The following is a 23534-nucleotide window of genomic DNA, read 5'->3' on the forward strand; positions in this document are numbered from 1 at the left end:
GCCCGAGAGGAGGACCGACGGTGAGGCAGGTGCCGCAGCCGGCCGTGTCGCGCATGGTGGACATGGCGGGGCACCCGGGCGTCGTCGGGGTCGTCCCCGGGCAGCCCGACCTGGTCGTCCTGACGGCCGCGTCGTGGGCCCGGGCGGTCGGTGCCCCGGCGCTCTACCTCGCCTACGCGGACACCTCGCGCTACGTGGTCGAGGAGCTCGACGACGGCAGTGTGCGGCATGCGCCGATCGACCCCGACACGGCGGACGACCGGTGGCGGGACATCGACGCCGAGCTGCGTGAGCAGCTCACCGCGGCGCTCGCCGACGCGGGGGTGCCGTGGCATCTGAGGTACCTCGCCGGCCGCCCGGACCGGGCGCTGACCCATCTCGCCCGGGCGGTGGACGCGGCGGTGATCGTCGTCGGGACGCGCGCGCCGGGCGGGGCAGCCCGGATGCGCGAGTTCCTGGAGGGGTCCGTCGCGGTGCACCTGGCCCACCACCAGCACCGGCCCGTGCTGACCGTCCCGCTCAGCGTGGTGGACTGGAAGGACATCGGGGCACCGTGGCGGTGAGCCGTCCGCCGGCCGGCCGCTCGTCGTTGCCCCGGCTCGCCGCGCTGGTGGCCCTCGGCGGGACGCTCGGCACCGCCGCCCGCGCACAGCTGGAGGCCGCGCTGCCGGCGCAGGCCGGTGGGTGGCCGTGGACCACGTTCCTCATCAACGTCGTGGGGTCGCTGCTCCTCGGGGTGCTGCTCGAGTCGCTGCTGCGCGGCGGGGACGACATCGGCTGGCGCCGCGCCGTCCGCGTGGGGTGCGGCACGGGGCTCCTGGGCGGCTTCACCACCTACAGCACGTTCGTCCTCGAGGTCGAGCGGCTCCTGCAGGGAGGTCATGCGGCCGTCGGGGTGCTGTACGCGGTGGTCAGCGTGGTCGCCGGGCTCGTCGCCGCGGGGGTCGGCGTCGCGGTCGCGGCGGCGCGGTCCCGGTCCCGTGAGCCGCGTCGGGCGGGTGCATGATCGCCCTGCTGACCGCCCTCGCCGGCGGGCTCGGTGCCGCCGCCCGGTTCGTGCTCGACACCCTCGTCGCCCGCCACAACCGGCTCTCGGTCCCCCTCGGCACGGCGCTGGTCAACGTCACATCCTGCTTCCTGCTGGGGCTGCTCACCGGCCTCGTCCTGAGCCGTCCCGGGCTCGGTGACGCCGGGACGGTGCTCGGCGTCGGCTTCCTCGGCGGCTACTCGACGTTCAGCACGGCGAGCGTCGAGGGCGTGCGCCTCCTGTGCCAGCGGCGCCTCGCCCAGGCGGCGGCGCACACCGGGGGGATGCTCGTGCTCGGCCTCGCCGCGGCGCTGCTCGGTGTCGCCCTGGGCGCCGGCTGACACGCAGGGCCGACGGCGGAGGCTCCCGGCCACCCAGATCCGGCTGCCGGTCCCGGCCGCCGGTCGGTCGGTCCGGACCGCCCCGCGGTCGGTCGGTCCGGACCGCCCCGCGGTCGCGCGCCTCCCCACCGGTCGCGCGCCTACCGCCCCCAGGGCCCGCTCTCGGAGATCCGCACCCCGGCTGCCCGGGCCAGGGCCGGCAGGAGCTCGTACGCGTCGGCCTCGCTCACGCTGGCGCCGCGCAGCCCGTCCACGCCCCCGACCCCACGGAGCCGGCAGCCCCTCAGGTGCACCCGCTCGCAGCGCAGCTTCGACAGCTGCGCGCCGGTGAGGTCGCAGTCCTCGAGCAGCACGTCCGTCAGGGCGGCCCCGGTCAGGTCCGCCTCGGTGAGGTCGCAGCCCCGCAGCACCACGTGCTGGAACGTGGCCCCGCGCCAGCTGGTCAGCGAGGCGCGGACGCCCTCGAGCCGCACCGCCCGCAGCCGTGCCCCCGGCAGCTGCGCACCGGTCAGGCGCGCCTCGCGCAGCGCACAGCGCACCAGCGAGACGTCCTCGGCACGGAGGTTGGCCAGGTCTGCGCCGTCGAGGCGGCAGTCCACGAGCACCGTGTGCCGCCATCTCCCGCCCGCCCCGCGCAGCCGGTCGAGGGAGGAAGCCTCGACCTGCACCTCGTCGAGCACGGTGCCGGTCAGGTCCGCGCCGGTCAGGTCGACGCCGGTGAGCGAGATGTCGACGAGCCCGCCGGCGGTCGGCCCGGCGAACGGCTCGAGGCGCAGGGCGACGTCGGGGTCCGGCACCCGCGGCCCGCCGGCGCCACGGGCGTCCGACGCGGCGGCCGGGCCGGTCCCGGCAGCACTGTCCCCGCTCACGCCCGGCCCACCGGGGCGACCACGGCGCCGGTGAGGGCGACGAGGTCGGTCGGGGCCAGCGCGACGTCGAGCCCGCGGCGCCCGGCGCTGACCAGGACGCTCGGGTGGTCGAGGGCGGAGGAGTCCACCACGGTCCGCAGCCGCGTGCGCTGCCCGAGCGGGGAGATGCCGCCGACGACGTACCCCGTGGCCCGCTCGGCCGCCCCCGGCTCGGCGAGGTCGGCGCGCTTCCCGCCGACCGCCGTCGCCAGGGCCTTGAGGTCCAGCCGGCCCGCCACCGGGACGACGGCGACCGTGAGGGTCCCGTCCACGGCGGCCACGAGCGTCTTGAGCACCCGGGCGGGGTCCACCCCGAGGGCCTCGGCGGCCTCCTTGCCGTACTCCCCGGCGCGCGGGTCGTGCTCGTAGGCCAGCACCTCGTGGGCCACGCCCGCCTCGGCCAGCACCCGCAGTGCCGGGGTGCCCGCCGGGGTCCTCCGCCGCGCCGTCACCTCGGGCCGACCGTCAGCACCCTCACCACCGCGCCGTCCGCGGCGTCGGAGGCGTCGAGGTCGACGAGCGCGGTCAGGCCCCAGTCGTGGTCGCCGGCCGGGTCCTCGAACGTCTGGCGCACCAGCCAGGCCCGCACCGGCAGGACGACCTCGGCGCCGTCGGGCAGGCCGTCGGGGTCGGGCAGGTCCGCGTCGGTGGGGTTCTCGACCACGTGGACGAGACCGGCGGCGCGGGCCTCGGGCCCCGTGCCGAGCCAGTCGTACTCGGCCCAGTACGGCGCCATGGCCGCCTCCCAGCGGCCGGCGTCCCAGCCGGCGTCGCCGTCCAGCTGCCCCAGGGCCTCGTACGCCTCGCGAGCGAGGAGGTCCACCCGGCGGAAGAGAACGTTGCGCACCGCCACGCGGAAGGCGTGCCGGTTGCGGGTGACCGGCAGCTCGCCCTCGGGCCCCTCGCCGAAGCGGCGCTCGCCCGCCGGCTCCTCCTCGGGGACGACCATGGCCCCCACCGACGCCGCCGCCCCCGCGGCCAGCGCCTCCCACTCGTCCAGGAGCGAGGAGTCCACCGAGCGAACCAGGTCACCCAGCCAGTCGATGATCGCCACGACCTCCTCCGTCCGGGCGGAGGCGGGGACCACCTGCCGCATCGCCCGGTACGTGTCCGTGAGGTAGCGCAGCACGACCCCCTCGGAGCGGGCCAGCTGGTAGCGCGAGACCAGCTCGGAGAAGGTCATGGACTGCTCGACCATCTCGCGCACCACCGACTTCGGCTGGAGCTCGTAGTCGGAGACCCACGGGTTCGTCTGCCGGTAGGTCGCCAGCGCCGCCTGCAGCATGTCGGCCAGCGGGCGGGGCCAGGTGACGTCCTCCAGCAGCGCCATGCGCTCCTCGTACTCGATCCCCTCGGCCTTCATCGCCCCCACGGCCTCCCCGCGCAGGGCGCGCTGCTGGGCGTAGAGCACCGGCCGCGGGTCCTCCTGCGTGGCCTCGATGACGGAGACGACGTCGAGGGCGAAGTCCGGGTGCTCGGCGTCGAGCAGGTCGATGGCCGCCAGGGCGAAGGGGGAGAGCGGGGCGTTGAGGGCGAAGTCGCGCGGCAGGTCGACCGTCAGCCGCACGTACGGCTCGCCCGGGTGGGCACGGCGCCACGCGGCGTCCGCGTGCTCGACCACGCCGCCGGCGCGCAGCGAGCGGTAGATCTCGATAGCCCGGCGCAGGTGCGGGTTGCGGTCCCGCTCCGGCTCATGGTTGTCGGTGACCAGGCGGTACATCGCCGCGACGGGGTCGCCCTCGCGCGCGAGCACGGAGAGCACCATCGTGTGCGAGACGTGGAACTGGCTGGTCAGCGGCTCCGGGTCCGCGTCGCGCAGCCGCTCGAAGGTCTTGTCGGTCCAGTTCACCGCGCCGGCCGGGGCCTTCTTCCGCACGATCTTGCGGCGCTTGCGCTCGTCGTCGCCCGCCTTCGCCAGCGCCTTGGCGTTCTCGATGACGTGCTCGGGAGCCTGCACGATCACCTCGCCAGTGGTGTCGAACCCCGCGCGGCCGGCGCGCCCGGCGATCTGGTGGAACTCGCGGGCGCTGAGGTGGCGCATCCGCTCGCCGTCGAACTTCGTCAGCGACGTGATGACGACGGTGCGGATGGGGACGTTGATGCCCACGCCCAGGGTGTCGGTGCCGCAGATCACCCCGAGCAGCCCGCCCTGGGTCAGGCGCTCGACCAGGCGCCGGTAGCGCGGCAGCATCCCGGCGTGGTGCACGCCGATCCCGTGCCGCAGCAGGCGGGAGAGGACCTGGCCGAAACCCGGCCCGAACCGGAAGTCGCCGAGCGCGTCGGCGATGCGGTCGCGCTGCTCGCGCGTGGCCACCTGCACCGACGTGAGCGACTGCGCCCGTTCCACCGCGTCCTTCTGCGCGAAGTGCACCACGTACACGGGGGAGCGGTGGGTGGAGACCAGCTCGAGGAGGAGATCCTGGATCGGCTCGACGGAGTAGGTGAAGGTCAGCGGGACGGGCCGCTCGGCGTCGTCGATCACCGCGACGTCGCGGCCGGTGCGGCGGTTCAGGTCCTCGACGAAGAACGAGACGTCCCCGAGGGTGGCGCTCATCAGCAGGAACTGGGCGCGGGGCAGCTCCAGGAGGGGGACCTGCCAGGCCCAGCCGCGCTGGGGGTCGGCGTAGAAGTGGAACTCGTCCATGCACACGACGGCGTCGGCGTCGGCGCCCGCGCCACCGTTGCGCAGCGCCTGGTTGGCGAGGATCTCGGCGGTGCAGCAGATGATGGGGGCGTCGGGGTTGATCGCGGAGTCGCCGGTGACCATGCCGACGTTCGCCGAGCCGAACAGGTCGACGAGGTCGAAGAACTTCTCGGACACCAGCGCCTTGAGCGGGGCGGTGTAGTAGCCGGTCCGGCCGGTCGCCAGCGCGGTGAACAGGGCGCCGACGGCGACGAGCGACTTCCCCGACCCGGTGGGGGTGGCGAGGATGACGTGGGAGCCGGAGACCAGCTCCATCACCGCCTCCTCCTGGTGGGGGTAGAGCGTGATGCCGGTGGCGGCTGCCCACTGCTCGTAGGCCGCGTAGATGGCGTCGGGGTCGCTGGTGGCGCCGGCGTCCTCGAGGTCGTCGAGGGCGAGGTTGAGGGTCGCGGCGGGCAGCATCCCCCGATCCTCTCACTGCCGCGGACGGCAGTGCGGCCCGGCGGCGGCCGCCAGCGCCCGCCCGACGTTCGGCCCGCCGGTTCACCGGGGAGGCTGCGCGTGTGAGGATGCTGCGCGGCGGTCACGCACCTGTGCCCGTCGCGCCACCGCGAACGGAACCTGAGATGACCGAGCTGATCACCGTCGTCAACGACGCGATGTACCTCTACGTCCTCGTCGGACTCCTCGTCGCCGTCGGGGTGTGGATGACCTGGCGCACAAGGGCGGTGCAGGTGCGGCTGTTCGGGCAGATGCTCGGCTACGTCGTGCGCTCGCGGCGCGGCGCCCACGGCGGGATCTCCTCCTTCCAGGCGTTCGCGATCGGCATGGCCACGCGGATCGGCATCGGGAACATCACCGGTGTCGCCCTCGCCCTGATCCTGGGCGGGCCGGGCGCGATCTTCTGGATGTGGATGGTCTCCCTCGTCGGGATGGCGACCTCCTTCGCCGAGGCGACCCTCGCCCAGCTGTTCAAGGTCCGCGCCCTCGACGGCACCTTCCGCGGCGGCCCGGCGTACTACATCAGCCGGGGGCTCGGCTCGCGGCGCTGGGGCACCGTCTTCGCGTGGCTGCTCGTCCTGTCCATGGTCGTGGCCATGCCGATGGTGCAGGCCAACACCATCGCCGTGACCGTCGAGTCCTCCCACGGCGTCGGGACGTGGCTGAGCGCGCTCGTCCTCGTGGTGATCACCGCCCTGGTCGTCTTCGGCGGCGTCAAGCTCGTGGCGCGGGTGGCCGAGGTGATGACCCCGCTGATGGCGCTGGCCTACGTCGCGACGGCGGTCGCGGTGGTCGCCCTCAACCTCGAGGCGGTCCCGCAGTTCTTCGCCGACATCTTCGCCGGGGCGTTCGGGCTGCGCGCGGGGCTCGCCGGCGTGGGCGGCGGCGTCGTGGCCGCGATCCTCAACGGGGTGCGACGCGGTCTGTTCTCCAACGAGGCGGGCATGGGCACCGGGCCCAACGCCGCGGCGACCGCCACCGTCGCGCACCCGGTGCAGCAGGGGCTGATCCAGTCGCTCGGCGTGTTCGTCGACACGATGTTCATCTGCACCTCGACGGCCTTCATCATCCTGGCCGGCGGCGCCTCCGTGTACGTCCCGGGAGCCACCGGCGTCGACGCGGCGGGCAGCCTGACGACGACGGCGGTCACGTCCCAGCTCGGGGACTGGATGGCCTGGCCGATGACCGTGATGATCTTCTTCTTCGGCTTCTCCTCCATCCTGGGGGCCTTCGCCTACGCCGAGGTCAACCTGCAGTTCCTCCGCGCCGGGGCGGGCGCCTACCGCGTGCTGCGCGGGACGGTCGTGGCCACCACCGGCATCGGCTCGCTCCTCGCCCTGCAGACGGTGTGGGCGCTGATGGACACGGCGATGGCCCTGATCACCGTGGTCAACCTCGTCGCGCTCGTGCGGCTCACCGGGTGGGTGGTGGCTGCTCTGCGCGACTACGAACGCCAGGTGACCGCGGCACGTCAGGTGGCCGGGGCACGCCAGGTCTCCGCGGCACCGGGCGGGGCCGGCGCGTGGGAGCCGGTCTTCGTCGCCGCGGACCTCGCCGACGCGCCGGGCGAGCTGCCCGGCGACGTGTGGGCGCGTCCGTCCGGCGCGATGCGCCGGTGACCCTCCCGCACGCCTGAGCGGGTCCGGCGCAGCCGAGCGGCTCGGGCGCCCGCGGCGCGTACCGCCCGACCGCGGTGGGCCGTCGGCCGCCCGACCTGCGCCCGTCGGCGGCGGCGGGTACCTTTCCCCGGTCCAGACCGTGCGCGTCCGGCCCGAGGGCGGGCAGGGCGCCGCCGAGCCGAGGAGAACCCGATGGATGCTGTGGTCGGCGCCGTCAACGACGTCCTGTACACCTATGTGCTGATCTTCCTGCTGGTCGGGGCGGGCATCTACTTCACGGTGCGCTCGCGTGCCCTGCAGGTGCGTCACTTCGGCCGGATGGTGCGGTCGGTGCTCGGCTCGCGGCAGGGCGCCGAGGGCGGCATCTCCTCCTTCCAGGCGTTCGCGATCGGGCTGGCCTCGCGGGTGGGGACCGGCAACATCGCCGGCGTCGCGATCGCCCTGACCCTCGGGGGTCCCGGCGCCATCTTCTGGATGTGGGTGGTCGCCCTCCTCGGCATGGCCACGGCGTTCATGGAGGCGACGCTCGCCCAGATGTACAAGGTCCGGTGGCACGACGGCACGTTCCGCGGCGGCCCGGCCTTCTACATCCAGCGCGGCCTGGGCTCGCGCCGGTGGGGCATCGTGTTCGCGGTCTGCCTGATCTTCGCGTTCGGGCTGGCCTTCAACATGGTGCAGGCCAACACGATCGCCGGGACGCTGGAGGGCGCGCACGGCTGGCCGACGTGGGCGACCGCCCTGTTCCTCGTCGCCCTCGCGGCCCCGGTGATCCTCGGTGGCATCCGGTCCGTGGCCAGGGTGACGGAGTGGATGGCCCCGGTCATGGCGTTGTTCTACGTCCTGCTCGCCCTTGTCGTCGTCGCGCTGAACCTTCCCGAGATCCCGGGCGTCGTGGCGGACATCGTGCGGGGCGCGTTCGGGCTCGACGAGGCGCTGGCCGGCACCGCCGGCGGGATGCTCGCGTCGCTGCTCAACGGCGTCAAGCGTGGCCTGTTCTCCAACGAGGCCGGCATGGGGTCCGCCCCGAACGCCGCGGCCACCGCCACCGTCGCGCACCCCGCGCAGCAGGGCTTCATCCAGTCCCTCGGCGTCTTCGTCGACACGATCGTCGTCTGCTCCGCCACCGCGTTCATGATCCTGCTCGCCGGGCCGGCGGTGTACACCCCCGGCGTCACGGGCGACGACCGCGGCGCCGTGCTGACCCAGACGGCCGTCGCCGAGTCGCTCGGGACGTGGACGACCGTCCCGATGACCGCGCTGATCTTCGTCTTCGCCTTCTCCTCCGTGCTCGGCAACTTCACCTACGCCGAGGTCAACACCGACTTCATCAGGCCCGGGCGGGTCACCAACCTCGGGATCCGGCTGCTCGTGGTCGCCGCGGTCGCCGTCGGCGCGCTGCTGGAGCTGAGCACCGTCTGGGCGCTCGCGGACGTGGCCATGGGGCTCATGGCCACCGTGAACCTGGTGGGCCTGTTCCTCCTCGGTCGGTGGGCCCTGGGTGCGCTGCGGGACTACGAGCGGCAGGCGGCCGCCGGCGTGGAGCCGACGTTCGTCGGCGTCGGCAACCCCGACCTGCCCGGCGACCTGCCCACGGAGGTCTGGCTCGAGGGGGAGCGGCGCCCGGTCCACGAGCGGCTCCAGCCGTGACCGCCTACGTCGCGCTGCTGCGGGGCATCAACGTCGGCGGGCACAACAGGATCGCGATGGCGGACCTGCGCGAGGTCGCAACCGGCCTCGGGCACGGCGACGTGGCCACGTACGTCAACAGCGGCAACATCGTCCTCACCTCGGACCGCGCGGACGAGGAGGAGCTGGGCAGCGAGCTCGCCGACGCGGTGCGGGAGCGGCTCGGCGTCGCGCCGGCGGTGCTCGTCCGCCCCGCCGCCGAGCTGGAGCAGGTGGCGGCGGCCAACCCCTACCGGGCCGAGCCGGACCCCAAGAAGGTCCACGCCGTCTTCCTCCCCTCGCCGCCCGACGACGGCGCCCGGCGGGCCGTGGAGACGGCGCTCGCCCGGGCCGCCGACCGGGGCAGCCGCGACGAGGCCGAGATGGTCGCCCGCGTGCTCTACCTGCACACGCCCGACGGTCTCGGTCGCTCGGTGCTGGCGGAGCTGCTCTCGCGCGGGGTGACGAGGAGCGGGACCGCACGCAACTGGGCCACCGTGACCAAGCTGCTCGAGATGTGCCGCGCCCTCGGCGGCTGACGACGTCGGGCGGCTCCGGCTCAGCGCGGCGGGGGCGGCCCGAGCACCGCGGCGACGGCGGAGCGCACCAGCCGCTCGAGGGGCCCGCGGCCGAGGAACCGCCGCCACAGCCAGGCCGCGGCGAGGGCGATCGCCACGAACCACAGCAGCACGGCGTTCGACTCCGGGTACCAGACGACGTCGTTGCCGAGCAGGAAGATCGCCACGATGTGGAAGGAGTACACGCTCAGGCTGGTCGCCCCGGTGGCCGCGACGGGGGAGAGCACCCCGGCGCCCGCACGCCCGGCCGCCGAGGCCGGGCCGGTGAGCAGGAGGCACAGCCCGATGACGGCGAGCGAGGTCCCGCAGTTCCCGACCACCTCGAGCGTGGAGTACTCGTGCGCGCCCGCGCTGGCCAGGCGCAGGGCGAGCGGCGGGGCGTCATCGCCCAGCGCGTCCAGCACCACCCGGGAGGTCCCCCACGCCGCCGCGGCCAGGACGGTTCCCGACCCCAGGAGCGCGAGCTGGACGCGCGTGGACGAGAGGTGCGACCGGCCCACGATCATGCCCAGCAGGATGTACGTGAGGAACACCAGCGCCGGGTAGGCGCCCGTGGCGAACACGTCCATGGGCAGCTCCACCGGGTCGTCCAGGCCGGTGAGCCGTGCCGCGACGCTGAGCCCGCCCGCCTGCAGCGGTGTGGTGAGGAGGAAGATCACCGTGGGGGAGACGACCGCGGCGGCCACGGCGCCGAGCAGCAGCACCCGCCGGTCGGCGCCCAGGAACGGGAGCGCGAGCACGAACATCGCCGCGTAGGCCGGCAGGATGACCAGCACCGGGGTGCCGAGGAGAACCAGCACGACGCCGATTACCAGGAGCACACCCGCGCGCACCAGCGTGGCGAGCCGTGCACGGATCAGCGTCAGGCCCGCGGGCGGCACCTGGCGTCCGTTCGCGAGCGCGAGCGAGACGCCGGCGAGCAGCGCGAACAAGGCGGCGGAGCGCCCGTCGGCGACGACGAACCAGGCCGGGTCGTGGCGGCCGTCCGGCCCGTCGTCGCCCAGGTGCGCGACGAACATGCCCAGGACGGCCAGCCCGCGGGCGACGTCGATCCCGACGAGCCGGGGGCCGCGCGGGCGTGCGGCGGCGACGGCGGGGGCGGCGCCCGCCACGGGGAGGCCGTGCGGTTGCGGTGCGGTCACCCGTCGAGCGTAGGACCACCGGACGCGGCCCTGCCCGGGCGGCGCACCAGCCGGTACCCGAGGCCCACCGCCAGGACCCCCAGCGCGGCGACCAGCGAGCCGACCGGCAGGGTGAGGACCAGCGTCAGGCAGCCGACCACGCCGAGCACCTGCATCCACCGCGGGTAGAGCCGGCGGTCGGGGCCCTGCGTGAACGCCGAGACGTTCGCGACGGCGTAGTAGAGCAGCACGCCGACGGAGCTGAACCCGATCATCTCGCGCAGGTCCGCCACCAGCACGGCGACCACCACGACGGCGGCGACCGCCGCCTCGGCGCGGTGCGGGACCCGGAACCGCGGGTGCACCGCGGCCAGGGTGCCGGGCAGGTCGTGGTTCCGGGCCATCGCCAGGGTGGTGCGCCCGACCCCGGCGAGCAGCGCGAGCAGGGCGCCCAGAGACGCGGCGGCCGCGCCGACCCGGACCACGGGCACGGCCCAGTCCCAGGAGCCGGCCGCGACGGCGTCGGCCAGCGGTGCCGCGGAACGGGCGAGGCCCTCGGGACCGAGGGTGCTCAGCACGGTCACGGCCACGACGGCGTAGAGGACCGCGACGCCTAGGAGGGTGGTGACGATCGCCCGCGGGATGGTGGCGCGCGGCTCGCGGACCTCCTCCCCGAGGGTGGCGATGCGGGCGTAGCCGGCGAGGGCGAAGAAGATCAGCCCCGCGGACTGCAGGACGTCGAGGGCGCCGACGCCGGAGGGTGCGCCGGGCGTCGTCGTCCCGTCCCCGCCGTCCGGGCCGGCGCCGGCGCCGCCCTCGAGCAGCGGGCCCGCGGCGCCGCCGAGCCACGCCCCGGCCAGCGCGATCCCGATCGCCACCAGCACCACCGCGAGGATCACCCGGGCCAGGCCGGCCGTGCGTGTGACCCCGCGCCAGCTCACCGCGGTCAGGGCCACCACGGCGGCGGCCGCGACGGGGCGCTGCCACGGCCCCGGCACGGTGTAGGCGGCGAACGTGGTCGCCATGGCGGCGCACGAGGCGGTCTTGCCGATGACGAAGCACCACCCGGCGGAGAAGCCCCACCACGGCCCCAGCCGCTCCCGGCCGTAGACGTAGGTGCCGCCCGAGGTCGGGTAGGCGGCCGCCAGCTGCGCCGTCGACGTGGCGTTGCACAGCGCGACGACGACGGCGAGGGCGAGACCGGCCAGCAGCCACGGGCCGGCTGCCTGGGACGCGGGCGCGAAGACCGCGAAGACGCCGGCGCCGATCATCGACGAGGCGCCGATGACGACCGCGTCGCGCAGGTCCAGGCGGCGGGCGAGGGGTGCTGAGGTCACGGCGTGCAGGGTAGCCGCGGGTGGTGACCGGAAGGTGTCCGGGCCACCGCCCGCGGCTGGTGTCTGCCTCGGTCTGCCGGCGGTGGTGACGGTTGACCGAGCGGTGGCGAATTTCTACCAGCGGTGGGCGAGGCCTACCAGCGGTGGGCGACGTCGATCACGAGGCGCGAGCCGTGCCCCGGGCCGTCGAGGATGAACACCCGGAACGGCAGCCGGGCGCGCACGCCCAGCCCGATGGTGGTCTGCCCCTCGAACGTCCCGGCCCACGCCAGCTGGCGGAACGTGCGGTAGCCCGTGACGTTGCGCAGCTCACGCGGGTTCGCCGGGCGGTAGGTGGCGCGGCCTGCGTCGTCGTAGGCCGGCACCCGCGCGACCACGTTGAGCTTGGCCCCGCCGCGCAGCGGCACCACGAAGCCCGAGCCCTCCTGGTAGACCTGGCTGACGTAACGGACGTCGTACCCGCGCACGTCACCGCGCACGTCCAGCACCATCCGGTCGAAGCAGGCGTGCCGGCCGGTGCGCACGTTCGTCAGCGAGGCGTCCATGGACATCGTCGGCACGCTCTTGGCGAGCGAGCCCCAGCGGATCCCGCAGTACGGGCCGGCGGCCTGCGCGGAGGACACCGGGCCGAGGAGCACGAGACCGAGGACAAGTACCAGCACCACACGCAAGAGACGCTTCATCGCACTCTCCGATCAGGGGATCCCCCCGGGTAGCACAGGAGGCTACGCCGGGGAGGCGGCGCCGCCCAGACCTTGTCGGCGGCGAATCGGTCACGATGCGGCGGTCCTGTCATGCGCGAGATGGCACGTCCCCGTCGGGGGTGCACGTGCTGTCACGTCCCCGTCGGGGGTGCACGTGCTGTCACGTCCCCGTCCGGGGTGCACGTGCTGTCACGACCGTGCTGAGAACCCCGTCGCGGGCCCCACGGCACCTCACCGGCGTCGAAGCATCAGGCTCAGCCTGACGCAATCGCGCCGGTCCACGGCCGGGCCGGCCCCTCGGCGAGCTCGTGACATCCCACCGCGCCAGGGAGGGAGCGAGCGAGGGTCAGGCGGTGGCGAGCAGGGCGCCGGTGACCTCGAGCAGGCTGGCGCGCAGCGGCGCGGCGCGCTCGGCGAAGTCCCGCTGCCGGGCGACGTACTCGGCCCGCCCGGCTGGCGTCTCGATGGCCACCGGGGCGTGGCCGAGGCTCGTGACGTCGTAGGGGGAGGCGCGCATGTCGAGCACCCGGATGTCCCGGGCCAGCTCGAAGCAGTCGAGCAGCAGCTCGCCGGGGCAGGCCGGCCCGAGCTTCAACGCCGCCTTGAGCAGGTCCATGTTCGCGTGCAGGCAGCCGGGCTGCTCGAGGTCGGGCTGGGTGCTGCGCTCGGGCTGGAGGCGGTTGAGCGGCCGCGCCGGCTCGGTGAAGAAGCGGAAGGCGTCGAAGTGCGAGCAGCGCACCGGATGGGCCTCGAGCACCGCGTCCGTGCCCGCCTGGCCGAGGCGCAGGGGCAGCGGGTGACGGTGCTCGCCCTGCCGGTAGACCATCGCCCACTCGTGCAGCCCCAGACACCCCAGGTGCGCGGGCCGCGACGCGGTGCGGCGCAGCAGCTCGTCCAGCCACCGCACCCCCTCGCCCCGGTCCCCGAGGAAGGCGGCGGCGTCGAGGACGACCCGTCCGGAGCCGCCCAGCCCGGGGCGGGCGGCGTCGTCGTCGTCCTGCCCGGGAACGGCCGTGCCGTCGTCGGCCCCCAGCCGGGCCGCGCCGTCGTCACCCCCGAGCCGGGCCGCACCGTCGTCGGCGAGCGTGGTGTGCCAGCGCCAGCCGGCCCGCTCGGCGAGGGCCGCGCGGACGTCCGGGCCGTCGTCGGGCAGGAGGGCGACGCCGACCCCCGGGTGCCAGCGGGCCAGCTGGGCCGGCCGGACGGGGTAGTACTCGAAGAGGAAGTCCTCGATGGCGTGCTTCTCGTGCCGGGAGCGCCGCGCGCGCCGGGCGGCGGTCAGCGCGTCCGCACGAGCGGCGTGCGCCGACGCCCGCGCGGTCCACTCGGCCGGCGCGAGCGCGCGCGGGGGAGCGGTCAGCGTGGGCATGCCCACCAGGGTAGGAGGTCCGGCGGCACTAGGGTGGGGCCCATGCGCATCGCACGTTTCACCACGGGAGAGAACCCTCATTACGGCATCCTCGACGAGGAGACGGACGAGCTCGTGGTCCTGCGGGGCGACCCCATCTACGGGGACCTCGACACCACCGGCAGGCGCGTCCCGCTCGACGACGTCCGGCTGCTCTCCCCGGTGATCCCGCGGTCGAAGGTGATCGGCATCGGCCGCAACTACGCCGACCACGCCGCCGAGATGGGCAACGAGGTCCCTTCGGAGCCGCTGGTGTTCCTCAAGCCGAACACGTCGGTCATCGGGCCGGACGACCCGATCGTGCTGCCGGCCTACAGCCAGAACGTCCACCACGAGGCCGAGCTCGCCGTCGTCATCTCGCGCCTGTGCAAGTTCGTGCCGCCGGAGAAGGCGAATGACGTGATCTTCGGGTACACGGCCGCCAACGACGTCACCGCCCGCGACGTCCAGGCCACCGACGGGCAGTGGACCCGCGCGAAGGGGTTCGACACCTCCTGCCCGATGGGCCCGTACATCGCCCTGGACCTCGACGTCACCGACCTGGCCGTCCGCGCCCGCGTCGACGGCGAGGTGCGCCAGGACGGACGCACCTCCCAGCTGGTCCACAAGGTCCCCGAGCTGATCGCCTACGTCTCGTCGATCTTCACCCTCCTGCCCGGCGACGTCATCCTCACCGGCACCCCCGCCGGGGTGGGACCGATCGACGTCGGTCAGCGCGTGGAGGTCGAGGTCGAGGGCATCGGGGCCTTCTCCAACCCTGTGGTGCGCCGGGACTGAGCCCCGCGCCCGCGGCTTGCCGGCCCCGCGTCCGCGGCGGCTTCCCGGCCCCGCGTCCGCGGCGGCTTCCCGGCCACCGCGCTCCGCGCCTGCGCCGTGTCGGGGACCGCGCCCGCGGGACCTCGGTCACTTCCGCCGCGGGCGTCAGCCTGCTGGGCTGGTGGCGAGGTGATCGTCATGGGAGCCCGCACCACGCCCGCGCCGCTGGTGGCGCTGACCGTCGCCGCCGCAGCGGCCGTCGCCCTGCGCCGGACCCTGCTGCGCTGGGGAGCCAGCCCTGAGGAGGTCGCCGCGTCGCTGCCCGGGGACGAGATCCTGCCCGACGCCGGCGTGGTCGCCACCCGGGCGAGCGACGTCGCCGCCCCGCCGGAGGAGGTCTGGCCGTGGCTGGCCCAGCTCGGGCAGGGCCGCGGCGGCTTCTACACCTACGACGCGCTCGAGAACCTCGCCGGCTGCGACATCCACTCCGCGGAGACCGTCGTAGCGGCGTGGCAGGACGTCGCCGTCGGGGACCAGGTGCGGCTGGCGCCGGAGCTCGGCCTCGACGTCGCCGACGTCCGCGCGGGGGAGCACCTGGTGCTGCACGGCGGCGTGGCGCCCGGGACGGCGTCCCCGCCGTACGACTTCACCTGGGCGTTCGTGCTGCGCCCCGACGGCGACGGCGGGACCCGCCTGGTCGTGCGGGAGCGCTACCGGACGGCGCACCACTGGGTGCGTCCGCTGCTCGAGGCGGTCTCCCTGGTCAGCTTCGTGATGACCGAGCGGATGCTCCGCGGCATCCGTGAGCGCGCGGAGCGCGGGACCGTCAGACCCTGACCCGCGCCAGCGCCTCGCCCATCTGCTCGACGGCGCGGCGCAGGATCGGGCGCGGCGTCGCCATGATGATGCGCACGAACCCCTCGCCCGCCTGCCCGCACGCGACCCCATCCGTCAGGGCGACCTGGGCCTCGCGCCGGAAGAACGCCGCCGCCGAGCCCTCGATCTCCAGGCCCCGGCAGTCGAGCCAGGCGATGTACGTCCCCTCCGTGCGGGTGAGCACGGCGCCGGGCAGGTGCTCGGCGACGAGCTGGGCCAGCAGGTCCCGGTTGCCCCGCAGATAGTCGACGACCTCGCCCAGCCAGCCGCCGTCGTCCGTGTAGACGGCGGTGGCGGCCCGCGCGCCGAGCAGGCCGACGGCGTCGGAGACGTCGTCCGCGTAGGGCGCGAACGCGGCCGCGTCGGCGTCGTTCGAGAGGATCATCTGCCCGCACTTCAGGCCCGGGACGTTCCAGCCCTTCGACGCGGCGACGGCGGTGACGGTGTGTCCGGCGGTGCGCTCGTCGAGGGAGGCGTACGGGACGTGCTCGACGTCGTCGAGCAGGATCGGGGCGTGGATCTCGTCGGCGAACACCCGCCCGCCGTGGCGCTCGACCACCTCGGCGACGGCGAGGAGCTCCTCCCGCGTGAGCACGCGCCCCACCGGGTTCCAGGGGTTGCACAGCACGAGCAGCCCGCCGCCGGCGGCGAAGGCGGCGTCGATGCCGGCGAGGTCGAGTGAGTAGCGGCCGTCGTCGTCGACCAGGCTCGGGACCTCGATCACCTCGCGGTCCGCAGCCGGCGCCACGGTGAGGAACGGCATGTAGGCCGGCGTGGGCACGATGACCGCCGAGCCGGGCACGGTGAAGTGACGGATGGTCTCGCGCATGACGGAGAGGACGTCGGGCAGGAGGTGCACGCGCTCGGCCGGCACCCGCCAGCCGGTGGTGCGCAGCAGCCAGTCGGCGGTGGCCTGGCGGGCGGCGCGGCGCTCGGCCACGGGGAGGTAGCCCAGCGCGCCGGCGTCCGCCGCGGCCCGCACGACGTCGCGGACGACGGGCGGGACGCCGAAGTCCATCTCGGCGACGAACGCGCCGATGCAGTCCGGGAAGCGGGTCCACTTGGTCCCGCCGGCAGCCCGCAGCTGGTCGATGGTGATCTCGTCGAAGTTCTGCACCGCTGTCGCCTCTCGTCGGGTTCTGCCCGAGGACGCTACCCGGCACCGCCGACGTCCGCCGAGGCGGGCCGGTGGGCGGGCGCCGGGCCGCGGCGGGGCGCGCGGCTACGCTGGGGGCCATCATGACCGAGAATCTCGCCACCGCCCCGACGGGCTCCGCCGTCCGGGTGCGCTTCTGCCCCTCGCCCACCGGTACCCCGCACGTGGGGCTGATCCGCACCGCCTTGTTCAACTGGGCGCAGGCCCGTCACGTGGGCGGGACCTTCGTGTTCCGCATCGAGGACACCGACCCCGAGCGCGACTCCGAGGAGAGCTACCAGCAGATCCTCGAGGCGCTGCGCTGGCTCGGCCTGGAGTGGGACGAGGGCGTGGAGGTGGGCGGCCCGTACGGCCCGTACCGCCAGTCCGAGCGGATGGACGTCTACCGCGACGTGGCGCAGAACCTGCTCGACGCGGGCTACGCCTACGAGTCCTTCTCCACGCCGGAGGAGATCGAGGCGCGGCACCGGGCCGCGGGGCGTGACCCCAAGCTGGGCTACGACGGCTTCGACCGCGACCTCACCGACGAGCAGAAGGCCGCCTTCCGTGCTGAGGGGCGCGCGCCCGTCCTGCGGGTGCGCATGCCCGACACGGACGTCACCTTCTCCGACGTCGTGCGCGGCGACGTGACGTTCAAGGCCGGCTCCATCCCGGACTTCGTCATCGTCCGCGCCAACGGCTTCCCGCTCTATACCCTGACCAACCCGGTGGACGACGCGCTGATGAAGATCACGCACGTGCTGCGCGGGGAGGACCTGCTCTCCTCGACGCCGCGCCAGGTGGTGCTCTACCAGGCGCTCCTGGACCTCGGCGTCGCGGACGTCATGCCCGTCTTCGGGCACCTGCCGTACGTGATGGGCGAGGGCAACCGCAAGCTCTCCAAGCGCGACCCCGAGTCCAACCTCTTCCTCCACCGCGAGCGCGGCTTCACCCCGGAGGGCCTGCTCAACTACCTCGCGCTGCTGGGGTGGGGCATCTCGGCGGACAACGACATCTTCTCCAAGGAGGAGATGGTCGCCGCGTTCGACGTCGCCGACGTCAACCCCAACCCCGCGCGGTTCGACCTCAAGAAGGCCGAGGCGATCAACGCGACCCACGTGCGCATGCTCGCACCGGAGGACTTCCGTGCGCGCCTGGTGCCCTACCTGCACGCCGCCGGCCTCGTGCCCGCCGCCTCCTACGACGAGCTGGGCGAGCGCGAGCAGGAGCTGCTGGTGCGCGCCGCGCCGCTCGTGCAGGAGCGCATGACCCTGCTCGGCGAGGCCGTCGGCATGCTCGGGTTCCTGTTCCGCTCCGACGGCGAGCTCGTGATCGAGGAGGACGCGCTCAAGGCGCTGCGGCCCGAGGCGGCCGACGTCCTGGACGCCGCCGTCGCCGCGCTCGAGCCCCTGACCGACTTCGCGACCGAGCCGGTGGAGGCCGCGCTGCGCGCCGCGATCGTCGACGGGATGGGCATCAAGCCCAAGTTCGCCTTCGGCCCGCTGCGCACGGCTGTCACCGGCCGCCGGGTCTCCCCGCCGTTGTTCGAGTCGATGGAGCTCCTGGGCCGCGAGTCCAGCCTGGCCCGGCTGCGGACCCTGCGCTCGCGGCTGGCAGACACCGCGGGCTGACGACGCCGGAGGGCATGCCCGAGGGCGTGCCCTCCGCCCGGCTCACCGGACCGTCGGGTCCCAGCGCCACGTCGAGAGACGCCCGTAGCCGGCGAGCTCCTCGCGGCCGGTCTGCCAGAGCAGGCGGTCCTGGAAGGTCCCGACCTCGGGCGTGCCCGGGAAGAGGCGGACGAGCACGCCCTCGCACAGGTCCTCGGGCAGGTCGGCGACCTCGTCGTCGAGGGCGCTGAGCACGTCCCAGGCGTGGACGACGATCTCGCACACCCCCATGGCGGCGAACCCGCCAGGGTCCGAGACTCCGTCCGGGTGCCACGCCCGGGCGGTGCGCGGGCGCACCTGCACCTGGGCGGCGAGCAGCTCCGCCATCGCCTCCAGGCTGGCGGCCAGCCCGGTGACGCCGGACGCTCGGTCCACCCGCAGGACGATGTCCGACCGGCCGTCGTTGCCGACGACCGGCAGGTAGTCCTCCTCGACCCGCCCGGCCACCTGCAGGGCGTACGCCAGCAGGTCGTCCAGGACGTGCTCCGCCGTGGTCCAGCAGGACCAGTCGAGGCCGCGGGCGTTCTGGTCGTAGTCGAACTCGTCGTCGGGGCGGGCGCGGAGCTCGGTGGCGAACCACTGGGCGGCGTGCCGGACGTCGTCGGGGTCCATGCCGTGAATCCAACCACCGAATGCCGGTCGCCACACCGGCCCGTGCGGCGTGCCGTCCGATACCGGTCGGGGCGGCGCGCCGTCCAGCAGCTGACGCCGGGTCGGCACGCCGTCCGGCAGCTGACCGGGGCGGCGTGCCGGCCGACAGACTGCCCGCGCCGCGGGTTAGAAGGTGGTGGCCGTGGTCCCGTGGAGAGTGGTGCCCGCGACGAAGGCGTCCCAGCCCGCCTCGTCGAGCGTGCCCGTGGGGCAGATGTGGACGATCCCCACCAGCACCTGGTCGGCGGAGGAGGCCCGCAGAAGCATCTTCACGTCCAGCTCCTGCGATCCTGACCTCGCGCTCAGGGTGACCTCGCGAGCCGCGAGCGCACCGGCGTCGGAGGGGATCGCGGAGTCCTCCCGTTCGGTCTCGGTCACCTCGCCGAGCGCCGAGGTGGCGTTGTCGATCGCGGTGTCGGTGTAGGTCGAGTCGTCGATCCCCGCGTCCGGGATGACCTCGTGGGTGAGCTGGTAGATGCACGCCAGGTCGGTGTTCTCCAGCTGCACGACCGTCTCGGTGGGCGGCTCCTCCGAGAGGACGTAGCCCTCGACCGACGGGTGGTCCCAGGTGACCGTGGCCGGCTCGGCGGCTGCCGTGGCCGTCGCGGTGGCCGGGCCCGTCGTGGGGGAGGCCGTCGCGTCGTCGTCGCTGTCGCCGGCGCAGCTCGCGAGCGTGGCGACGGCGAGCGCGCCGGACGCCGCGATCGCGAGGGCGCGGGCGGGGCGGAGGGTGACGGTGCGAGGCATCAGAGGTTCCCCAGGAGAGTCGGTGTGCCGCACGAACATATCGGACCCACCGTGGGGCCGAGGCGGCGGTCCACCAGGGCGGCGTGCCACCGTGAGAACCGTCACGAAGGCGCCTGCGGGTTTGGAGCGTGCCCTGCGCTCGGGTAATGTTTTTCGACGGTACGACCCCCGCCCCGCCCCGCGGCGGACCGGAGGTTATACCCCCTTGGGGTATGGTGTAATTGGCAGCACGACTGATTCTGGTTCAGTTAGTCTAGGTTCGAGTCCTGGTACCCCAGCGAGCGGCATCGCGTCAGTGCGAGACCGTGGCACCTTCGGGTGTCGAGCCCCCATCGTTTAGTGGCCTAGGACACCGCCCTCTCACGGCGGCGGCGCCGGTTCGAATCCGGCTGGGGGTACATCCTGAAGGCCCCGCACCTCGGTGCGGGGCCTTCTCCCTGTCCGTGGCGGTCTCTCCCCTACGTCCTCGGTCAGGGCCGCCGTCGGCCAGGTTGTGGTTGGTCCGGTGCCTCGACCAGGCCCAGTGCCGGTGCCCGGCGCAGCTCGCGAGCGAGCAGCCGTCGGCCCGCGACGGTCAGGACCACCTCGAGAAGTGCGGCTCGTGGGCGTCTGGCACGGCGGTCGCGGACCACTCTCAGCCGGCTGCCGCCGCCAGGGCCCGACGTCGCCCGCAGTTCCCACGTGCCGCCCGGGTGCCAAAAGTTCGAGTCCTGCAGCGTGGCCGTGACGACGCCGGGCTCGGACCAGTCGTATCTCTCGCGCGCCCAGATGCCACCGAGGACGTCGCTGCCCTCGGTGACGTCGGCCCATCCCTCCCCGAGCGCATGAACCTGGTAGGTGCGGGGATCGATCGCGGGCCACAGGTGCGGCCGCCGGTCCCCGAAGTTCGTCAGGTGGGCGAGGACGGTCTCCGGCGGAAGCGGAGAGTCCACCTCGAACGCGATGCGTGCCATCGTTCCTCCCTCGTCGACGGTCGACGCACCTCCGTGGATGGTCGACGAGGCGATCGTGCGCGTGAGCGGCCGGCGGGCGCATCGGTAGTCCTACCTATCCCGGGCGGGTGGCACGTCGACGCCCGTGGCGGCCGCCGACCCGTGGTGGAGGTCACAGCAGCTCGAGGTGCGCTCGACTCGATCGGCGGGGGAACCCTCTGGTAGTGTCTTCCGAGGTCGCCGCGAGGAGGCCGACAACAGAACAAGCCCCCATCGTTTAGTGGCCTAGGACACCGCCCTCTCACGGCGGCGGCGCCGGTTCGAATCCGGCTGGGGGTACCACAGGGAGGCTCCCACCCGGCACGGGTGGGAGCCTTTCGCGTCTGTGCCCGACGTGAACGCGCTGCGGATCCTTTTTGGTGCGCGCTCAGTCGTCCGGTGCGTGCTGCAACGGGCGCGGAAAGCACGAGGGTGCACCGAAACGCGGGCCGGTTGCGGAGTAGCGGGGTGGCTCAGGCGCGCGGGGTGGCTCAGACGTGGACGTTCGGCCCCGACGGTCGGCGGTGTGGCGGTCTTCGCCCTGGAAGTTCTGGCCGTGACGACGAAGCCCGGCTCCCGTGGTCGGGGAGCCGGGCTGTGTGCGAGCCGGGACGTTCGGTCGCCGTCGGGTCAGTCCTCCTCGGTGCGCTTGAGCACCTCGGTGAGCCGGTTCGCGGCGGCCACGACGGCGGCCGCGTGCAGCCGCCCGGGCTGGCGGCCCATGCGCTCGATCGGGCCCGAGACGGAGACGGCGGCGAGGACGCGGCCCGACGGCCCGCGCACCGGGGCGGAGATGGAGGCCACGCCGGGCTCGCGCTCGGCCACGGACTGCGCCCACCCGCGGCGGCGCACCGCCGAGAGCATCGTGGCGGTGAAGTTCGCACCGTGCAGCCCGCGGTGGAGGCGGTCCGGCTCCTCCCACGCGAGCAGCACCTGGGCGGCGGAGCCAGCCAGCATGCTCAGGGTCGCACCCACCGGGATGGAGTCGCGCAGGCCCATGGGCCGCTCCGCGGCGGCCACGCAGATGCGCTGGTCGCCCTGGCGGCGGAAGAGCTGGGCGCTCTCGTTCGTGTGGTCGCGCAGCGCCGTCAGGACCGGTCCGGCCGCGGCCAGCAGCCGGTCCTCGCCGGCCGCGGAGGCGAGCTCCGCGAGGCGCGGGCCGAGGATGAACCGTCCCTGCATGTCCCGCGCGACGAGGCGGTGGTGCTCGAGCGCGACGGCGAGGCGGTGCGCCGTCGGGCGTGCGAGATGGGTGGCGCTCACGAGCTGGGCGAGGGTGGCTGGCCCGGCCTCTAGCGCACCGAGAACCGTGGCGGCCTTGTCAAGGACGCCGACTCCGCTAGAGTTGTCCATGGGTCGATATTGACATCTCAGTGAGTGAGATGCAAGCAGGCGACACTGCGCAGGGCCCCGAAACGATCCTAGGGAGAGAGCGATGAGCGGAACGCTGGCCGAGAAGGTCTGGGACGCGCACGTGGTGCGCAAGGGCACCGACGGCGCCCCCGACCTTCTCTACATCGACCTGCACCTGGTGCACGAGGTCACCAGCCCGCAGGCGTTCGAGGGGCTCCGCCTCGCCGGCCGTCAGGTCCGCCGCCCGGACCTGACGATCGCGACGGAGGACCACAACACCCCGACGCTGGACATCGACCGGCCGATCGCGGACACCACGAGCCGCACGCAGATCCAGACGCTGCGCAACAACGCCGAGGAGTTCGGCGTCCGCCTGCACTCCCTGGGCGACGCCGACCAGGGGATCGTGCACGTCGTGGGGCCGCAGCTGGGCCTGACGATGCCGGGCCTGACCGTGGTCTGCGGCGACTCCCACACCTCGACGCACGGCGCCTTCGGCGCGCTCGCGTTCGGCATCGGCACCTCCGAGGTCGAGCACGTGCTGGCCACCCAGACGCTCCCGCTGGCGCCGTTCAGGACGATGGCCATCAACGTCGAGGGCAAGCTCCGCGAGGGCACCACCGCGAAGGACATCATCCTCGCGATCATCGCCAAGATCGGCACCGGCGGCGGCCAGGGCTACGTCCTGGAGTACCGCGGCGAGGCGATCCGCAACCTCTCGATGGAGGCGCGGATGACCATCTGCAACATGTCGATCGAGGCCGGCGCCCGCGCCGGCATGATCGCCCCGGACGAGACGACCTTCGAGTACATCAAGGGGCGCCCGCACGCCCCCGAGGGTGCCGACTGGGACGCCGCCGTGGAGTACTGGCGGACGCTGCGCAGCGACGACGACGCCGTCTTCGACGCCGAGGTCACCCTCGACGCCGACTCCCTCGAGCCGTTCGTCACCTGGGGCACCAACCCGGGCCAGGGCCTGCCGCTCTCGGCCAGCGTGCCGGACCCGGTCGACATCGCCGACGAGTCCGCCCGCAAGGCCGCGGAGCGGGCGCTGGAGTACATGGCGCTGACGCCCGGCACGCCGCTGCGCGACATCGCCGTCGACACCGTCTTCATCGGCTCGTGCACCAACGGGCGTATCGAGGACCTGCGTGCGGTCGCGGAGGTCATCAAGGGCCGGAAGAAGAACGACGACGTCCGCGTGCTCGTCGTCCCCGGCTCCGCCCGGGTCCGTCTGCAGGCCGAGGCCGAGGGGCTGGACCAGGTCTTCCTCGACTTCGGGGCCGAGTGGCGCAACGCCGGGTGCTCGATGTGCCTGGGCATGAACCCCGACCAGCTCAAGCCGGGGGAGCGGGCGGCGTCGACGTCGAACCGCAACTTCGAGGGCCGGCAGGGCAAGGGTGGCCGCACCCACCTCGTCTCCCCGCTGGTCGCCGCCGCCACCGCGATCCGCGGCACCCTGTCCGCCCCGGCCGACCTCGCGCCCGTCGCCGAGCCCGCCAACGCCTGAGGAGCCAAGAAC

22 protein-coding genes and 3 tRNA genes are annotated in these 23534 nt (G+C 74.0%); 13 read left to right on the forward strand and 12 right to left on the reverse strand.

Annotation, left to right across the window (positions count from 1 at the left end):
• Nucleotides 1–20: 20 nt before the first annotated feature.
• The 3 genes from ABD774_RS08460 to ABD774_RS08470 are packed head-to-tail and all read left to right on the forward strand — an operon-like array spanning nt 21 to nt 1368.
• A complete protein-coding gene (locus ABD774_RS08460; RefSeq protein WP_345039835.1) occupies nt 21–563 on the forward strand; it encodes a universal stress protein in 543 nt (180 codons plus the stop codon).
• Entirely contained in the window at nt 560–1006 is a 447-nt protein-coding gene (locus ABD774_RS08465) for a FluC/FEX family fluoride channel (protein WP_345039837.1), read from the forward strand. The genes ABD774_RS08460 and ABD774_RS08465 overlap by 4 nt, the downstream gene beginning before the upstream one ends.
• Nucleotides 1003–1368: a fluoride efflux transporter FluC gene (locus tag ABD774_RS08470; protein ID WP_345039838.1), complete on the forward strand. Its 366-nt coding sequence runs from the start codon at nt 1003–1005 to the stop codon at nt 1366–1368. The genes ABD774_RS08465 and ABD774_RS08470 overlap by 4 nt, the downstream gene beginning before the upstream one ends.
• 140 nt (nt 1369–1508) lie before the next feature.
• Here ABD774_RS08470 and ABD774_RS08475 read toward each other — a convergent pair whose 3' ends face one another.
• From ABD774_RS08475 to ABD774_RS08485, 3 genes are read right to left on the reverse strand one after another with little or no spacing between them, the layout of a single operon-like run.
• The gene (locus ABD774_RS08475; RefSeq protein ID WP_345039840.1) at nt 1509–2237 is read right to left on the reverse strand and encodes a pentapeptide repeat-containing protein; all 729 of its coding nucleotides are present in this window, start codon (nt 2235–2237) and stop codon (nt 1509–1511) included.
• Nucleotides 2234–2728 carry a Cys-tRNA(Pro) deacylase gene (ybaK, locus tag ABD774_RS08480; protein ID WP_345039842.1) on the reverse strand — a complete coding sequence of 165 codons (495 nt, stop codon included), beginning with the start codon at nt 2726–2728 and terminating at the stop codon, nt 2234–2236. Before ybaK ends, ABD774_RS08475 begins: the two co-directional genes overlap by 4 nt.
• Entirely contained in the window at nt 2725–5382 is a 2658-nt protein-coding gene (locus ABD774_RS08485; RefSeq protein WP_345039844.1) for a DEAD/DEAH box helicase, read from the reverse strand. The genes ybaK and ABD774_RS08485 overlap by 4 nt, the downstream gene beginning before the upstream one ends.
• Nucleotides 5383–5546: 164 nt before the next feature.
• On the opposite strand from ABD774_RS08485, the gene ABD774_RS08490 reads away from it, so the two are divergent.
• From ABD774_RS08490 to ABD774_RS08500, 3 genes are all read left to right on the forward strand, one after another.
• The gene (locus tag ABD774_RS08490) at nt 5547–7040 is read left to right on the forward strand and encodes an alanine/glycine:cation symporter family protein (RefSeq protein ID WP_345039847.1); all 1494 of its coding nucleotides are present in this window, start codon (nt 5547–5549) and stop codon (nt 7038–7040) included.
• A 192-nt stretch (nt 7041–7232) separates the two neighbouring features.
• On the forward strand, nt 7233–8687 hold the full coding sequence (locus tag ABD774_RS08495) for an alanine/glycine:cation symporter family protein (RefSeq protein WP_345039848.1): 1455 nt from the start codon (nt 7233–7235) through the stop codon (nt 8685–8687).
• Entirely contained in the window at nt 8684–9244 is a 561-nt protein-coding gene (locus ABD774_RS08500; protein ID WP_345039850.1) for a DUF1697 domain-containing protein, read from the forward strand. Before ABD774_RS08495 ends, ABD774_RS08500 begins: the two co-directional genes overlap by 4 nt.
• Nucleotides 9245–9264: 20 nt before the next feature.
• Here ABD774_RS08500 and ABD774_RS08505 read toward each other — a convergent pair whose 3' ends face one another.
• From ABD774_RS08505 to ABD774_RS08520, 4 genes are all read right to left on the reverse strand, one after another.
• Nucleotides 9265–10425, reverse strand: coding sequence for a heparan-alpha-glucosaminide N-acetyltransferase domain-containing protein (locus tag ABD774_RS08505; RefSeq protein ID WP_345039852.1), 1161 nt, complete (start codon nt 10423–10425; stop codon nt 9265–9267).
• A complete protein-coding gene (locus tag ABD774_RS08510; protein ID WP_345039855.1) occupies nt 10422–11741 on the reverse strand; it encodes an APC family permease in 1320 nt (439 codons plus the stop codon). Before ABD774_RS08510 ends, ABD774_RS08505 begins: the two co-directional genes overlap by 4 nt.
• A gap of 134 nt (nt 11742–11875) precedes the next feature.
• Complete coding sequence (locus tag ABD774_RS08515) at nt 11876–12424, reverse strand: AMIN-like domain-containing (lipo)protein (protein ID WP_345039857.1); 549 nt, start codon at nt 12422–12424, stop codon at nt 11876–11878.
• A gap of 367 nt (nt 12425–12791) precedes the next feature.
• On the reverse strand, nt 12792–13814 hold the full coding sequence (locus ABD774_RS08520; protein WP_345039860.1) for a 3-methyladenine DNA glycosylase: 1023 nt from the start codon (nt 13812–13814) through the stop codon (nt 12792–12794).
• Between the two features lie 42 nt (nt 13815–13856).
• On the opposite strand from ABD774_RS08520, the gene ABD774_RS08525 reads away from it, so the two are divergent.
• Nucleotides 13857–14630 (forward strand): fumarylacetoacetate hydrolase family protein, encoded by a 774-nt coding sequence (locus tag ABD774_RS08525; protein ID WP_345039862.1) that lies wholly within the window; start codon nt 13857–13859, stop codon nt 14628–14630.
• A 177-nt stretch (nt 14631–14807) separates the two neighbouring features.
• Nucleotides 14808–15446 carry an SRPBCC family protein gene (locus ABD774_RS08530; protein WP_345039864.1) on the forward strand — a complete coding sequence of 213 codons (639 nt, stop codon included), beginning with the start codon at nt 14808–14810 and terminating at the stop codon, nt 15444–15446.
• On the opposite strand, the gene ABD774_RS08535 is transcribed toward ABD774_RS08530, so the two are convergent.
• Entirely contained in the window at nt 15436–16602 is a 1167-nt protein-coding gene (locus ABD774_RS08535; protein ID WP_345039866.1) for a MalY/PatB family protein, read from the reverse strand. The genes ABD774_RS08530 and ABD774_RS08535 overlap by 11 nt on opposite strands.
• 122 nt (nt 16603–16724) lie before the next feature.
• Here ABD774_RS08535 and gltX point away from each other — a divergent pair, with 122 nt between their 5' ends.
• Nucleotides 16725–18251 carry a glutamate--tRNA ligase gene (gltX, locus tag ABD774_RS08540; protein WP_345039869.1) on the forward strand — a complete coding sequence of 509 codons (1527 nt, stop codon included), beginning with the start codon at nt 16725–16727 and terminating at the stop codon, nt 18249–18251.
• Between the two features lie 42 nt (nt 18252–18293).
• Here the strand turns inward: gltX and ABD774_RS08545 are convergent, their stop codons facing one another.
• Together ABD774_RS08545 and ABD774_RS08550 are read right to left on the reverse strand one after the other, a co-directional pair.
• Nucleotides 18294–18902, reverse strand: a complete 609-nt coding sequence (locus ABD774_RS08545; protein ID WP_345039871.1) for a DinB family protein — start codon at nt 18900–18902, stop codon at nt 18294–18296.
• Between the two features lie 165 nt (nt 18903–19067).
• On the reverse strand, nt 19068–19688 hold the full coding sequence (locus tag ABD774_RS08550; protein WP_345039873.1) for a hypothetical protein: 621 nt from the start codon (nt 19686–19688) through the stop codon (nt 19068–19070).
• Between the two features lie 206 nt (nt 19689–19894).
• Here ABD774_RS08550 and ABD774_RS08555 point away from each other — a divergent pair.
• Nucleotides 19895–19966, forward strand: a tRNA-Gln gene (locus ABD774_RS08555).
• Between the two features lie 47 nt (nt 19967–20013).
• Nucleotides 20014–20086, forward strand: a tRNA-Glu gene (locus ABD774_RS08560).
• Between the two features lie 72 nt (nt 20087–20158).
• Here the strand turns inward: ABD774_RS08560 and ABD774_RS08565 are convergent.
• The gene (locus ABD774_RS08565) at nt 20159–20641 is read right to left on the reverse strand and encodes an SRPBCC family protein (protein WP_345039875.1); all 483 of its coding nucleotides are present in this window, start codon (nt 20639–20641) and stop codon (nt 20159–20161) included.
• A gap of 245 nt (nt 20642–20886) precedes the next feature.
• On the opposite strand from ABD774_RS08565, the gene ABD774_RS08570 reads away from it, so the two are divergent.
• A tRNA-Glu gene (locus tag ABD774_RS08570) sits at nt 20887–20962 on the forward strand.
• A 327-nt stretch (nt 20963–21289) separates the two neighbouring features.
• On the opposite strand, the gene ABD774_RS08575 is transcribed toward ABD774_RS08570, so the two are convergent.
• Nucleotides 21290–22012 carry an IclR family transcriptional regulator gene (locus tag ABD774_RS08575; protein ID WP_248258706.1) on the reverse strand — a complete coding sequence of 241 codons (723 nt, stop codon included), beginning with the start codon at nt 22010–22012 and terminating at the stop codon, nt 21290–21292.
• A gap of 82 nt (nt 22013–22094) precedes the next feature.
• Between ABD774_RS08575 and leuC the strand changes: the two genes are divergently transcribed.
• On the forward strand, nt 22095–23522 hold the full coding sequence (leuC, locus tag ABD774_RS08580) for a 3-isopropylmalate dehydratase large subunit (RefSeq protein ID WP_345039879.1): 1428 nt from the start codon (nt 22095–22097) through the stop codon (nt 23520–23522).
• Nucleotides 23523–23534: the final 12 nt, after the last annotated feature.

The organism is Georgenia daeguensis, from assembly GCF_039537705.1.
Classification (GTDB): Bacteria; Actinomycetota; Actinomycetes; order Actinomycetales; family Actinomycetaceae; genus Georgenia; species Georgenia daeguensis.